We start from the raw sequence: 15,236 nt of genomic DNA on the forward strand, positions 1-15,236 counted from the left end.
AGCAAGATGAGAATCTGCCTCTCATCGTTAAGCAAGCAAGATGAGAATCTGCCTCTCATCGTTAAGCAAGCAAGATGAGAATCTGCCTCTCATCGTTAAGCAAGCAAGATGAGAATCTGCCTCTCATCGTTAAGCAAGCAAGATGAGAATCTGCCTCTCATTAGTCAAACAAGCATATAGAGACTAGGTCTCTACCAGTAAAAAAGCAATCACCAAAAATGACAAACAGTATAAATGCATTTGAATCATGGCTACAGTTAGACTCTGTTCCTTACTATTTCTTCTATTACTATGTCCCTGTCAGAGTCGCGTATCCTTCCGATGAGTCCATAAAGGTTAGGGAGGCTGTTTGGAGCTTTAAAGATGGTATACAGCAAGATAAATTCATTGATATTCTTGAAAAGAAGATCGGATGCTCTTTTGAAAGGCCTGACCTTTTAACGCTGGTATGTATTCCTGCGTCTACATCCCATACAAACACTAAAAGGTTTGAATCCTTTTCCAACAAATTATGCGGAAGGTTAGGGATGATTAACGGATTTCAACATGTCTCTATATTGACAGAAAAAACTCCGAGTCATCGGGGTGGTAATGAGGTTTCAACCTATGAGTTTGACAGCAGCTTCTTTCAAGGGAAAAAAGTCGTTCTTTTTGATGATGTCGTTACCAGGGGCACATCAATGTCCAGATTCATAAATTATATGAATTCACTTGGGGCTGAAGTAGTATGTTGTATTTCTCTTTGCTTGACTTTCTATGGTTTGAAAATGAGTAATGATGTCAGCAATCCATGGACAGGAAATGCCGTACTTACGCTCGGTAGTCAAAGAGCTCCAGATCCTGACAATGATGATCCTGACAATGATGAAGGTCTATTATAAGTAAATATTATTGATCCAGTTTTGGTGTAAGTAGTTGGTAAAAAACTACTGTTAACGTTGAATTGATCGTATATTGTGCTTATATTTTTATGATGAGAGTTTGTTCAGTAACATGATGGTATTTCATCTGCAGCAGCCATAACCGCTTTAATTTAAATCTGGTAGACTGCTGCAGCTCAGGAATCTCCAAGCAGTGTCCTGAGAGCAGAAATTGCTGCATGATTTGCAGCTAACTGACAAATGGTTCTTAAGCTTGAAAGGCAGCCCCTCGGGGCTGCCTTTCGTGTTAAGTGCGCAGGACGCCGTTTTCCTTCAGCCTGTTATAGATTCGGTTGGCCTTTGAGAAGTCAATACCCAGAGACTGCTGGAGATCAGATACCTGCGGAGAATAGAGGTTCTCCTTCTGCCAGTTTTTGACCATCGCATGGGCCCGGGCATAGTCCTGGTCCATGCCGGAACTGAGAGGGATCTCTGGCTTTGCATAGTTCTTATCGAGCAGGCCGTCAACATACTCGGCTGTGCCGCAGCGCTCCTTCCATGCATTAACTACGTAATGGACATCTTCGTTGGAGACAAAGCTGCCGTGGGCGCGTAAGGCCACGGCACTGCCTGACATCTTGTAGAGCATGTCGCCCTTGCCCAGAAGATTTTCGGCTCCGGTCTCATTGAGGATGACTTTGGAGTCCGTGCCACTTTGAACTGTGAAAGCAATACGTGATGGGAAATTGCTTCTGATAGTGCCGTTAATGACTTCAACACGAGGAGTCTGAGTAGCCAGAATCATGTTGAAACCGGCAGCACGTGACTTTTGACCAAGACGGCCAAGCAGGCTCTCAACACTGACCTCATCCTTCTTCTTGCTGCTCTGAGCCATAAGGTCGGCAAACTCCTCAATGACTATAAGGATATTAGGCAGCGGCTCGAGCAGCTGAGGCTCTGGAGACTGCGAGGCTGTCCAGAGCGGATCCTTAACAGGATTGCCCTCATTACGTCTGCGTTCCACCAGTTCATTGAACTCACTGATCTTCCTGACACCCACCAATGACATCAGCTTGAAGCGGCGCTCCATTTCATCGACACACCAGCTAAGGGCCTTGATGGTGTTCTTCTCTATGTCATCAGTAATTACCGGAACCAGCAGATGAGGCAGGTCCCTGTATAAGGACAGCTCCAGCTGTTTAGGATCAATTAACAGCATGCGCAGCTGTGCCGGTGAGCGCTTGAGCAGCAGGGAGAGCAGCATGTTGTTAAGACCTGCAGACTTGCCTGAGCCGGTAGTGCCTGCCAGTATCAGGTGTGGCGCATCTGCCAGGTCAACCATTATCGGCGAGCCGGTTACTGATACACCGATGCATACAGGCAGCTCCATGCGGCAGTTCTTGAACTCATTGCTGTGTACCAGATCGCCAAGGTGCAGGCTGATACGCTTTTTGTTGGGAACCTCAAGGCCAACGTGAGGAGTGCCTTCGATTACAGGCACAACACGTATTGAGGCAACAGTAAGCTGACGGGCAATATCGTTGGCAAGTTCGGTGATACTCTTGCTCTTGGTATCACTGCTCAGCTCCAGATCGTATCGGGTAATGACCGGGCCTGTGTCATGATTAACCACATGAGCTTTGACCTTATAGCCTGATATGGCCTGGTTGATGATATCGATGTTATTGCGGATGTCATCCTCGTTGTCATATGCAGAGTCTGAAGAGTGAGACAGATTGTCCGCCACCGGTCTCCAGCTGCCATAAGAGCGCCTTGGCACAGTGATCATTGGCAGGGAACGTGGCTCAGCATAAACCACAGTCTCATCATCCTGACTGGCCTCAGCCTGGCCCTGCGGCTGTTTAGCAGCCTCAGGATTTGTATCAGGAACATGTGTGGCCGGCGGCAGCTCCTGCTGCTTAGCCTCAGGATTTGTACCAGGCCCGTGTGTGACCGGCGGCAGATCCTGCGGCGCAGCCTCAGGATTTGTAGCTGGCCCGTGTGTGACCGGCGGCAGCTCCTGCTGCTTAGCCTCAGGATTTGTACCTGGCCCGTGTGTGACTGGAGGAAACTCCTGCTGCGTAGCCTCATATACAGGTGCTCCCGGAGTTCGTGGCAGCTGTGGATCCTCAGGCTTTACCTCAGGTGCAGGAGCGGCAGGGGGCTGCGGCTGTGTCTGTTGCTGAACCTCTGGCTTTGCTTCAGGTGCTGGGGTAACCGGTGGCTGGGGCTGCTTTGGAGTCTCAGTCTTTACCTCGGGTGCGGCAGGCTGCTGGGGCTGCCGGGACAGCGGCTGAGGCTGCTGAGGCCATGGGCTGGTGGTCAGGTCCAGGGTGCCCTGAGGGGTAAGGCTGATGATCTGGGGGCCGTTGCGGGTCAGATACTGGTTGAGATCAGACATCTCAGCACGGGCAAGCAGGTTGTCGAGTACGCGGCAGTCTGTAGCGCCATCGCTGCCCTGGTTGCCTGAGCCATGAGTGCTGCGCTGCTGGTCAATGTAGGCATCAAACATCTTTTTGATGGCATTGCGGTGCAGGCACAGCTGAATGATGCGGCGGCCGTCGCCTGACTTGTCGCTGAAGTCAGGTATGGCAGCAGCAGAAGCAATGTCATTGGTATCAGAGCCCTTGCTGTCGCTGTTGCAGGCAAATACCAGGGACAGACCGCTGACGTGAATGTCGACATGGCCTTCGTTGATGATGTTGATGATCTCAGCAAGCTCGGCCGAGTCGGCCTTGGTGGCTACTCTGCAGTTGTCGGTAATCATGCCGGTAAGACGGGCCAGCCACTGATGGCGGTCAGCATGATTGCCATTAAACGGCTCGCTTAACATCTCGGTGGAAACGCGGGCCTGACGGGCTGACTTGTTGGCGTCCGTACGGGAGAACTGCTGCAGGAACTTGGACTCCAGGATCTGAATGGCCAGCACATAGCGGTTGCGTGGCATACCGTCGGTGGCCTGCTCAGATGTGGCCAGGGCGATGTCAGGGTCGTTGTCAGGGGCGATGTCTGCATTGCCGTCTGACTGGGCATCGGCCTGAGGGTACTCGAAGATCTGCATGCCCAGAATGTCGGCAAGCATGCCCTTTCTTACGGTGAGCACTGACATATAGTCATCAAGAGACAGGAAGACCGGGCGCGGCATGGAATTTACGGTCTGCAGACCGTACTCCTGCTGGAAGCGGGCAAAGATCTGTGCCCCCAGGAAACGGGACATGACATTGCCTGTCAGCTCCATGGTGTTATGACGGCGGCTTTCAGCGCGCAGCACAATGCTGCCGGAGATGGCTGAAGCATCACGGCGGGCAGCATCGATAAAGGTCTTACAGTCGTCCTTGCGGTCGCTGCACAGATTGTCGTAGATACCTGTGAGCCAGCGGTCGGTATGGCTGCGCGGAGCGGCAGATGACACCATGAAGTTGAGGTCGCTGTGCTTGAGGCGGCTGTAGTAAACGAGGCGGCGGTGGTCTTTTTCAACAATGCTGCGGCACTGCAGCTCATCCATGAAGGCCACGACTTCGCTGCGCTCGTGAACGCTGTTGATGAAGTCATCCAGACTCTGATGATTGTGGCCCTTCTCGCTGACATCTGACAGATAGCGGAAAGGCAGGTCTGATTCAAAGGTGGCATTGTCATGGCTGCGGCTGTCAATGTAGGCCATCAGCTTCTGACAGGTCTGGGCGCTCCTGCCGGCATCAGACTGCTGGTCTTCAGCAAAGAGTATGGAGTTGAACCATACTATGCGTTCGGCAGTCTGCATCTGATTGATGATATAGCGGCTGGCAGTGGTACCTGAGCTGTCTGAGGAGCTGTTGCGGTTGATAAGAGATGGCTGGGCATTGATCTCGTCGGTCAGCACCGGCAGTCGTGAGCTCTGCATCTTGACAGAAGAATGGCCGTCAAAGACGTGGAAAAGCAGGGCCACATCAGCAATACGGGTAAAGTCAGCCGCAGTTTCAGCGCAGTAGTCTGCACAGGAATTGCCATCGGCTGATGTCCCATGGCCGTCACTGGAGCCGACAAAGGTACTATTGCCTGCAGAGGCACTGCCGCCTGAGGCATTGGCCATGTCTTTGTAGATCTGAGTCATCACATCCTGGCTGAGGGTATGAGAATTCAGATAGTTGACCAGGGTGCCGGTGGCATTCTGATCCCTGATATAGGCAAGAACGCTGATATTGATGCGGTGCTCAAGGTCAAGGCGGACAAACTCAGGAGTAGTGCGCAGGCGCTCAAAGGTACGGTACAGCTCCTGGGAGAGCTGCATGTCGCGGTTGACAAAGAGGATCCTGAAGCTCATTTTGCTCAGACCTTTGGCAGCCAGCAGCTTGCGGTACAGCTCGGTAGCCAGATCCGGGAAGCGGCACTCATTTACCATGATGGTAAAGCTTTCAGGAGGGTAAGGCTGGGAGCTTATGTAGGTGCTGATGAAGCTGATAATCTCGGTGATGCTGTGTTCAGCACTGATGAGCGGGCTGAAATCATGTCCGGATCTGGACAGCTCATTGTAGAGCGTATAGCCCATGTAGTTTTCACAGGCAATCAGCGGGTAGCGGCTGCCTGTGCTTTCAGCCGGATCAGCAAGGCACAGCTCAGGGGCGTCGACATAGTTGATATCGGCACTGAGCGTATCCATAAACATGTCAGGTTCACATACATCAGTCTGATTTAACACTCTTCTGACTATAAGCGAGGTCAGGCGCTCCATGCGGGCGGTAAAGCCGCGCATGCTCTCCACGCTGAATGGCGATGCTATGGCCGTACCTGTATGGTTGACCGGCCATGCCATGCCGGTCTGCAGCAGTACAGAGCTCAGAGCACGCATGGCAGAGCGCAGATTGTTATCGGCATTCTTGTCATAGCCCAGGGCCATAATATGGCCCTGGAGCAGGGCGTAGCAGCGTGACAGTTCCAGTGCCTGATCATAAAGCAGAGCGCTGTCGCGCAGCGACTGCAGGCACTCAAAGTAACGATCAGTAAAGTTGTCCCACTCTTCACGCAGCTTCTCAACTTGGTCATTGATACCAGGGTATGAGGAGGCATGCTCAGTCTTGAGTCTGTTGAAGATGCGGTTGGCCTCTTCACTGAGGTTGTGACTGTCATCAGGTCTGAACAGTGCAAGACCGTCCTGATAGCCGGCAAAGGCACTGCTGGACTTTAAGGTCATGACCAGCTTTTCGGTGCTCGACAGACCGTACAGGCGCTGCTCATAGGATCCGGCCAGCAGGCGGCCATAGTTGAGAATAGCGTCGAGATCATGGGTAAAGCGCAGCGGGTTGTCCTTATCTGCGGACCATGTAATCTGGTACCTTTCTTTGGAGGCGGTACCGCTGAGGGTAATGTTGACCTGGAATTTCAGCTGCAGTGCTTTGGCGGCAGTGCTCTGTGAGCGTGAGTCAGCCTCATCATCAGATGCTTCATGTGCCCGCAGGAAGGCCTCATAGTTGATAACAGGACTTACAGGACTGTCCTGGTCGGAAGGGGCTGAGGATCCGGCACCTGAAGCCAGCTGTGGCTCTGGCAGGGTAATGCCAGGTCCGGTCACGAAGAAACGGCCCGGCAGCACACGCTGCAGGCGGGCAAGGTAAGGACCGAAGCGCATGCTGAAATATGATGCAGCCTCATAGTTAAAAGCCATCATATCGTCATTGGAGACATCAAGTGTCAGCTCAATGCGTTCAATGCTCTGCTCCTGGGTGAGCTGCAGATTGAGAATGCAGCTGGTCAGAGAGAGCATGAAATTGCTGTCACTGTAGGTGCCTGTGCCGAAAATCAGCTTGCGCCATTTGTTTTCCAGCGTCGATTTCTTCTCAATGATGCGGCGGTGGCTGCGGTAGAACTGATATAAGACAGCCTGATCCTCTTTGCTCAGACTTTTGGCTGTCTGGTCAGCAAGGCCGGCTACCTCTTCGCGCTCCTCATCAGTGATGTTTTCGTCCTCACTGATTCTGTGAGCGTTGAAGTGATCAACTGTCTGCTCCCAGAGAGTCTTTTTGTCGGCCTTTTTGTTCTTCGGCTGGAACAGAGCTTCAAGACAGGTGTCCCAGTCAATACGGCACAGCAGGGCAAAAGCATTGCTGTAGCTTTCCTGCTCGAAGTGGCTCAGGGCGCTCAGATAGTTTCTGATAATGGCATGCTCTGTGGAGCTCAGAGATGCATTGCCTTCATCATCATTGACGAAGTTATTGAGATAGTTTTCAGCTACCGTTTTGAACTTCAGCTGCTGAGTTTTGCGACCGGTGGTGATATTGCCGGTTCTCAGCGAGCTTCTTGACTTGAGCATTTCGTTGAGGCGGCGGCTATAACTGGTCTTTGTGCACTTGTCGAGGTTGGAGACTGTAAACAGACAGCTGTCTGATGGCAGTGAAAAGACATTGAGGCTGCGGCCCATGGCACGGCGCAGGTCGATGATCTCCTTGCCGCCCTCCATGTTCTTCCACACAGCGCAGGCCCATATGGCAAGAGTGTATGGATTGACGCTGATGTCAGATGACTTGCACAGCAGGCTCAGCACTGTCTTGAGAGGATCCGGGCCTTTCTGACAGCTGTATACCGGAAGACCGTACTGGGCTGAGCATATGGTCATGAAGTCGGTGACATGATCCACAATGCCCTCGATAAGACTGTTGCTGTCGATTTTGACAGCATTGCCTATGGTGTCGCGGGTCTCCTCAATAGTGGCAGCACAGAGAATGACCTTGCCCGGAACAAAGGAATTACGGGCATCTGCAGCTGTAGTGTTGCTCAGGTAGACCAGACTGTCCGACTCGTTTTTCATGAGCGAGCGGTTAATCCTCATATCAATGATCGAGGCCGGATTCCAGCTGCTCTCAGAGCTGTACGCTTCCTGTACGCTCTCATCTTCATCATCACCGCCCTGACCTGAAGCAAAAGCAGGTACTGCACCTGAGCGCTGCAGCTCCAGGATACGGTCGCAGATCAGCCTGATGGTATGGCTGTCCAGGTTATCAAGAACTATGATTCCAAGGCCCTGCTCGCCATTGTTGCTGGCACTCATATACTGCCTGTATGTAGTCGGCAGCAGCTCAGTCACCTTTGCGGCACCGGCTATGGCAATCAGCCTGTCGGCCATGGCCTTATGCTCGTTATGCTCAGCAAGTACCGACTTGCGCAGATTTTCGAGCGCGGTCTTTTCTTCATGAGTGAGCACAGTCAGATCATCCTGAGCGGTAACAGCTGCTGCAGCTTCCCTTTCATGAGCGGAACGAAACTTTGGGGCAGTGCATAACATTGAGCTTGCTTTCATGGGGGTAACCTGAAAAAGAGTTGATAGGGCAGACAGGGAAAGTAATCAGCTTTACAAAGGAGTACGGTCTGGTAAGCCCGCAAAGACTGAGAGGTACAGTTCTATAAGACGGCAAAGACTGATAGGTACGGCTCTATCAGCCGGCTTCGCGCCCGGGACGGCAGCAGTTTCAGTCCTGTTCAGGCATCAGAGCTCTGCAGCTGGCAGCGCCGACATCCTGAATACAGGACTTATCCGGAGCGCAGTGCTCCAATGACAGCCCTGCCAAATCACAGCCCTGCCAAATCACAGTGGCCGGGCCTGCCATTTTCCTGGCCAGGTAATTCATCCTGGCCTTGCGGCTATGGCCGGGGCATGGTCATGAACCCTGGCGTCAGCCTTGTTGAGCTGCGACCGTAAGATCAGCCATGAGCTGAGATGCAGCTGACAACATTGTGCAGCTGCGACCGGTGGGCACAGCCATTACCATGGCTTCTTGATGTAATCGCACAGGTCGCTCAGGCGGATGAGCATGTTCAGACGGTGCAGGGTCTTTTTAAACAGTGCCTCGTTGAGCTCGAAGTCCTTTTTGTTGATGTTGTTTTCCATACGGTTGCTGTCGTGATACTGATAGGCCTCACGCGGACCAATGACAATATGCCAGCGCTCGCAAAGGATTGTCATGAAGTCACTGAGCTTCATGTACTCACGATCTCCAAGCACGGTCATGACCAGAGTTTTGGTCAGGCTGTCACTCATGCTGTATTGAATGAAGCCAGGCTGGCGTTTGCCTACGCCCAGGCCGACGGTCTCCATCATGTGATGATGTATGCTCTTCATGTGCACTTCGCGACTTAGTGCTACTTCGCACATGGCGTCAATGAGTTTGTCGCAGCTGTCCAGTGAGCGGTCAATCTTGTGCATAGCTTTCTGCTTGTCCTTACGGGCTTTTTCATTGTCCTCATCGTCAACAGCTTTGTAGTCAAATTCGAATACGGCCAGCAGCAGATGCTTGAGAAACTTCTGCTCATCACTCTTAAGAGCACTCTTGCGGCGCAGGAATGGCGCAGCCAGGTCAACAGCCCTGTTCATACGATGACGAACATAAGCTTCCTGGCTCTGACTTAACAGATTGTTGTTCTCACGTACGCGATCCATGGACAGGCGCTTGATGGCCGGAATATCAGCATCTTCAGGACAGATCACCATGTTGATATCCAGTACCTGACGCTGAGTGCTGGCTCCACGTCCGGATTCACTCTTAAGCGTGTTTTCATAGTCGCGCAGACAGTTACACATTTTCTGCTGCTGCTCAGTAAGGAAGACCAGCAGATAGAGGGTGCAGATCTGGCTTAAGGCAAGGAAGAGATCCTGCTTGCTCAGCTGCAGTGACAGCAGGGAATTAACGTCTTCAAGCATATTGCCAAAGAGCTTAAGATCCTTGTATGGCAGGTAGGAAACAGGGCGGCAGAATACGCTTTCACCGCAGTAGTTCTCGTTTATGGCCTCAGCACGGGCACGGGCTAAGGTTACGTTGCCATCCTGACATTCAGCTGCGAATTTCTGAAGATTGAAAAGGAAGATGTTCTCATCGGCCGACCCCTTGCGCTCTTCGGTATTGACCACAGCACAGCGGTTGATGCGGGCGGCCAGCTCATCTACAGGATCTTCGTTGAAGAAGCGTTCAAACAGCACTCTGCCTGTATCTGCAAGTTTGCTGTCAGGGTCCTGGGCAGTAATAAGTGAACAGCCGCGCTGGAGCATGGCATAGACAAGATGTCCCTGACCGCCCATGATGTTGTTCTGTAATGATCCGTAAATCACGACCTCATTGAAGATGGTGTTCAGACCATAGGTAAAGACAAAGCGGGTACACCACTGACGGTTGGTTTCATAGTCAGTGGAGCTGTAACGCAGCAGGTCTACAGCCTTCTGGAAGTTGGCAAAGCTGCCAAACTCTTTCTTGAGCTGTTCCAGTATCTCATCAGTAATCTCAAACGAAGCTGCTTTGTTATCGTGAGTATTATTGTTGTGACGGTTGAAGCCCTCGCGCCATACCTCCCATTCCTGCCCTTGAGACAGATCTCCTGCGGCATTGACGGTATTAAGAACAGGGTTGTTAAAGAGTATGCGGCGCAGCATCAGGCGTTTGAGTTTGACTGCCCAGACACGTCCGAACTCATCTTCGCCACATCGACTTAAAGGATCAGCAGGATTACGGGATGCCAGTACCTGGAAAAACTCAATCAAGGTGTGCTCAGGCATTTCAGAGAAATGAAAGCCATTGCTCATATATCGGTCTTCAATCACATACAGATTGCCTGTTCTGGCAGGGGCGGCGCTGAAACGTTCACCAAGGAACCTGTCTTCACAAAGGTCGATATAGCGCTTGTAAGGATTGAGCGCATTTTTGATGGAATGAGCATCATGTCCAAAGAGCATGTGGGCCTGAGTCAGATCAGCCGGGACAATCAGCTGGCCGGCAGAGAGCTGCCTGCGCATGGCCTCAAGATCGTCATCTTCCTTAACATAAACCGGACTGAAGTCACCAAGCTTCAGCCCCTTCAGGCTGCCATCATCATCACCCTGACTGCCAGATCCTTTATCATGCTTTTTGCCAGTACGAACCGAAGCTCCAGCCTGGGATGAGCTCACAGCAGCCTTGGCAGGCGCTGCAGCAGCGGCGGCAACCGAAGCCCCGGCAACAGCGGAGCCGGAGGCGGCTGATGCATTACTGGTCACTGCCTGTGATGACCTGTCTGACTGAGCTGCAGGTTGAGCAGGCTTGCTGCTGACTTGATGACGGGCTGATGGCTTTGAGGCAGCATCATTAGAGCCGGCAGCACTTGCTGCAGCTGATGCAGTTGAAGCGGCTGCTGATTCAGAAGGATTGCTGCTGACTTGATGACGGGCTGATGGCTTTGCGGCATCATCATTAGAACCGGCAGCACTTGCTGCAGCTGATGCTGTTGATTGAGCTGATGCAGACGATGCAGTTGAAGCGACTGCTGATTCAGAAGGCTTGCTGCTGACTTGATGACGGGCTGATGGCTTTGCAGCATCATCATTAGATTCAGCTGCGCTTGTTGCAGCTGATGAAGTTGAAGCGGCGGCAGCCTTAGCAGCATTGCTGTTCACTTGTTGAGTGTCTGCGGCCTTTTTGGCAGCTATTAAAGATGCCATTGAGGCTGTACGTGAACCATCATGATTATGACGCAAATGCAGCCTGGTTGAGGTTTTGGCTGCGGCTGCAGGCTGTGCAGCTGTGCCTGTATTTGATTGTGCAGCGGCGGCAGCGCCTGCAGCTGCAGCTGTAGTTGACTGTGAGGTTGTGCCTGCTGCCGCTGATGAAGTTGAGGTGGCAGGACGGGCTGCAGCGGATGATGTGCCTGCAGCAGCTGGGCCCGCAGGTGCAGTCGTGCTGGCTGGACGGGCGGCTGCAGCAGCGCCTGCATTTGATTGTGTGGCTGCACCTGCAGCTGCTGATGAAGCTGCAGTGGCAGGACGGGCGGTTACAACAGTGCCTGCAGATTCTGATACTGTACCTGAAGTAGCCGGGCGGGCAGCAGCGGCCGCTGGTGCCTGTGATGCGCCGGCAGCAGGGGCAGACGGCGCGGCCGGGCTTGCTGCGGCTGCCGGGGCGGCTGCAGCCGGGGCTGTGGCGGTGGTGCGGGCCTGGGAGGACTGCTGCATCTGGTTGAGGCGCTCAAGGGCACGGGATACGGCCATGGCGTCCTGGCGCTCGCCGCTGGATCCGTCCATCTTCCTCAGGCTCTGTTCGGCCTTGTTGAGGGCCTGCTGCTGGAACTTTGATGGTCCGTCACTCTGGGGGCTGCTGTCAGCAGGGCGTGAAGATGCCTGAGGCAGAGTGTTAAGGCCACGGTGCTCCTCAAAGCTGCGCATTTTCTCCACAGCACTGCGTACAGCTTCATTGTTGAGATTGACCTGAGGCTGCAGTAAAGATGAATCCTTGCGGCTGTCAGTTGCAGGCACACCTGTACCAGCTTTATTCTGCTCGGACTTTTTGTCTTTGCCGCTGTCACCAAATAATCTGCTGAGGATGTTCATTGTTGAAATTCTTTCTGGCCGGTTAAGCTGCCCCCGTCCGTCACTGTGAGACGGGCGGGGCTGCACAATCAGGCAGGGAAGAGCTTGCTGCCATGCCTGAGCTGAAATATGTTGTCTGATGGAGGCTTGACTGACTGCAGGTCAGAACTGGTCATGGAAGTACCGGCAGCTGTCGACTCTCCCTCAAGCCATGATGTGGGCTGCATTCCGGGACTGAGTTGACAGTGACTGGTATTTTCGCCGTGATAAGCCTTAAGGTCAGTTGGTGATACGTCCCTGAGTATCGAGATTGCAGAACCTCAGATTGCCAAGACGCAGCTTTCTGTCAGAGGAAGCATTCTGGTCACTGGCTGCCTGGGATGCAGTGGTAATCAGATAGTCGATACGGTCTTTGAACAGGCTGACCTCATCTGCACATTCCGGGGTAAAGGAAACAGCACTCTGTCCTGAGCCCAGAGCCATGAGGTAGTTGAACAGCCTTGGAGTCAGAATGAGCCAGGCAGCGGCATCGGGCTCACGGCCTGATGAAGTGACATTCTCAGGATATGAGATGAGATCGCTGGCAATGACACTCGAGGAGTTCTGACCGGCCTTGAGCATCAGTTCACTGAGCTCCTCATAATCGAGCAATGCATCAGCAGAGAGCCTTCTGAGTTTTTTCAGGGCTTCCAGACTTCTAATCCAGGCTTCAATCTGACTTATAAGTGGGGCATTGTATCGGTCCCCATTGAGAGTATCATCGTAGTACTCAGGGGTGTTTTCCATGTCTTCCTTAAGATGCTGCTGCAGGCGGCTGCTGGCGTTAAATGCCTTGAGTATGGCTTCATTACGTGGATCAGAAGCATCTGTATTTTGCCGGGCGGTGGCGCTGGAGCGGTAGTAGACCAGAGCCGGAATCGCACGGCTGTCCTTGACCAGGCCGGAGTGAACCAGCTTGATGACATTGCTGAAGTTTTCAGGGCTGCCATCAAAGGCAATCTGATAGCGGTTGAAATCAGGAAGCACGCTGCAGGCGGCCGGATTGATTCTGTTGTTGGAGGTGATGAAGACCTTCTTGTCACTGTTGATTACCGGCAGTGAGGTAAAGGCGCGGTTAAGTCCGTTGATAATCTGCCCCACAGAAGGAGCAATGGACTCGTCATCAAGATTGAAGGTGGTTCTCAGAAGCTGCTTGGTCTTAAGGTAAGCAGAGCCATAACTGATTGCAGTCATGTCCCATTCATTGAACAGGGCGTTCGGGGCTTCAGGCATGACAAAGAACAGCTGGCGGCGCAGGGCCTGCATGCAACCGTGCATGGTCCGCTGCTGAGTGAGGGTAGCTGCGCTGCTGCCATCGCTGTTGATGTGGTCGCGAATCTCATCAATGCAGTCATTGAGCTTTTTGAGCATGCCCACTTCATCACATGAGGTTATCAGAGCCCTGTGAGCGGCCGCTGCCGGACTGCCTGGGAGATTGCCCTTGAGGATGAAGCTGTCGGCGGTGCGGCACCCGGTCTTGCCTACAGCAAAGAGCTCGAGCAGTTTGAAGACCGGCAGCTCTGTGGCCGAGTTGTCATAAATGGCAAGTTCATCTTCGGCCTCCTGACGTCTGGTTTTGGTCATGTTGCGGCCCAGCAGATTGTCAAAAGGAGAGGTGCGGCGATCGCTCAGTTCCTTTTTGTTCCTGCCCAGAGCGTCATTGAGGGCCTTGGTGCAGCTGTAGTAGCGCTTGGAGTCGCTGTTGCCCACCACGCCGTTGGCAACAATCATCAGGATGTTGCGTACGGTGAAGTTGATGCCATTGTCACGGGCCAGCTCAAAAACGTCGCAGAACTTGTTGATGATGCGATCCGTACGCAGGACACGGCGGTTGGAGTAAACAGCACACTTGCTGCAGGCCTCACAGCCTTCGCACTTTTCCCAGCCCTCATGATCAAGCACGCTCAGGAAAATATTTCTGACGGCCTGACGATCAAGGCAGTCAGTCATGGTCAGCAGTGTAAGGAAGTCACAGGAAAAGACACGTCGGGTCAGCATGTGCTTTTCCATGTCTGCAGCCAGAGTGCTCAGTGACTGGCGCAGCCCGGCATCGCGGCTGCGGATATAACTCTCACAGTCCTGGAAAAGCTTGAGAATACGACCATTGTTGCCGGCAATCAGTCCAATGGTGATACAGTCCCCAGCGCCGTCAGCACCGGCTGCCCTGTCAGCTGACGTGCCGGCGCCTGCAGCGGCTGCAGCACCATACTCACGGGCGCAGGTCTCGAGGGTCGAGACAATCAGGGCCATGTCCTCTTTTGACTCAACAGTAGACAGATCGCTTACTGTTACCAGTCTGACCGGGCGCGGGCGGTTCTGGCCGGCCGGGATGATGATGGTGCAGGCGCGGAAGGTACGGTCATCGCTGCTGCGCTTGACGGCGGCAGAGACTGAGCTGTCGGTGAGCTCGAAGTTATCGGAGGTGACGCACGGAGTGGTAAGGGCATTGCCCTGGGCATCAACAGGAAGCACACGCCAGACGCCCGAGATGGACAGATCCCAGGTGTCGGGAGTAAGGCCGAACAGCTGAGCGTCGGTGCACAGGCGGCGCATGAAGTGGGTCTTGCCGTCACCGGCCTGACCGTTGAGGATGAAAATCTGGGAGCGGCCCTGCTGAACGCAGGCGGCTATCTGATCGCGATAGCTGTTCTGGCGGGGCATCTCAAATAAGAAAGGTCTGATGCCATTGAGACGTGCTGAGTTGCGTACATGTTCATCATACTGTGCATTACTGCTGACATAAGGACCGTAGTCCTTGAGGTAGCTCAGGAATTTGTCGGCGGCTTTGTTGGCCATAAAAACTTCCTTACGATAGTTGAGATGAACACTATGCTGTAAAACAGCAGTACAGGCAGAGCAGCAGGCAGGATTCTGCAGCGCAGATCCTGGCAGGCCGCATACTTTTACGTATCGGCAGACTGTCTAATTGTAGCAGAAAAGCGTGTAAACAGGCCGTCCATGGCAGAAGCTCAGTATCCAAAACGAGACCAGCTCACATTATCTCGAGTGATTTGACCGCATGTGGAAGATTGAGTATGACAATA

General features: G+C 53.0%; 4 protein-coding genes. 1 reads left to right on the forward strand and 3 read right to left on the reverse strand.

Features of this window, described 5'->3' with window-relative positions; translation table 11 throughout:
* The first annotated feature begins 218 nt into the window (after nt 1-218).
* Entirely contained in the window at nt 219-881 is a 663-nt protein-coding gene (locus MXE41_RS10930; protein WP_247100508.1) for a phosphoribosyltransferase, read from the forward strand.
* Nucleotides 882-1,167: 286 nt separating this feature from the next.
* Here the strand turns inward: MXE41_RS10930 and MXE41_RS10935 are convergent, their stop codons facing one another.
* From MXE41_RS10935 to MXE41_RS10945, 3 genes are all read right to left on the reverse strand, one after another.
* Complete coding sequence (locus MXE41_RS10935) at nt 1,168-8,127, reverse strand: DNA translocase FtsK (protein WP_247100509.1); 6,960 nt, start codon at nt 8,125-8,127, stop codon at nt 1,168-1,170.
* A 462-nt stretch (nt 8,128-8,589) separates the two neighbouring features.
* Nucleotides 8,590-12,174, reverse strand: coding sequence for a hypothetical protein (locus tag MXE41_RS10940; protein ID WP_247100510.1), 3,585 nt, complete (start codon nt 12,172-12,174; stop codon nt 8,590-8,592).
* Nucleotides 12,175-12,432: 258 nt separating this feature from the next.
* Nucleotides 12,433-14,988: a hypothetical protein gene (locus tag MXE41_RS10945; RefSeq protein ID WP_247100511.1), complete on the reverse strand. Its 2,556-nt coding sequence runs from the start codon at nt 14,986-14,988 to the stop codon at nt 12,433-12,435.
* Nucleotides 14,989-15,236 lie beyond the last annotated feature (248 nt).

Source organism: Anaerobiospirillum sp. NML120449, assembly GCF_023051105.1.
GTDB lineage: Bacteria > Pseudomonadota > Gammaproteobacteria > Enterobacterales > Succinivibrionaceae > Anaerobiospirillum.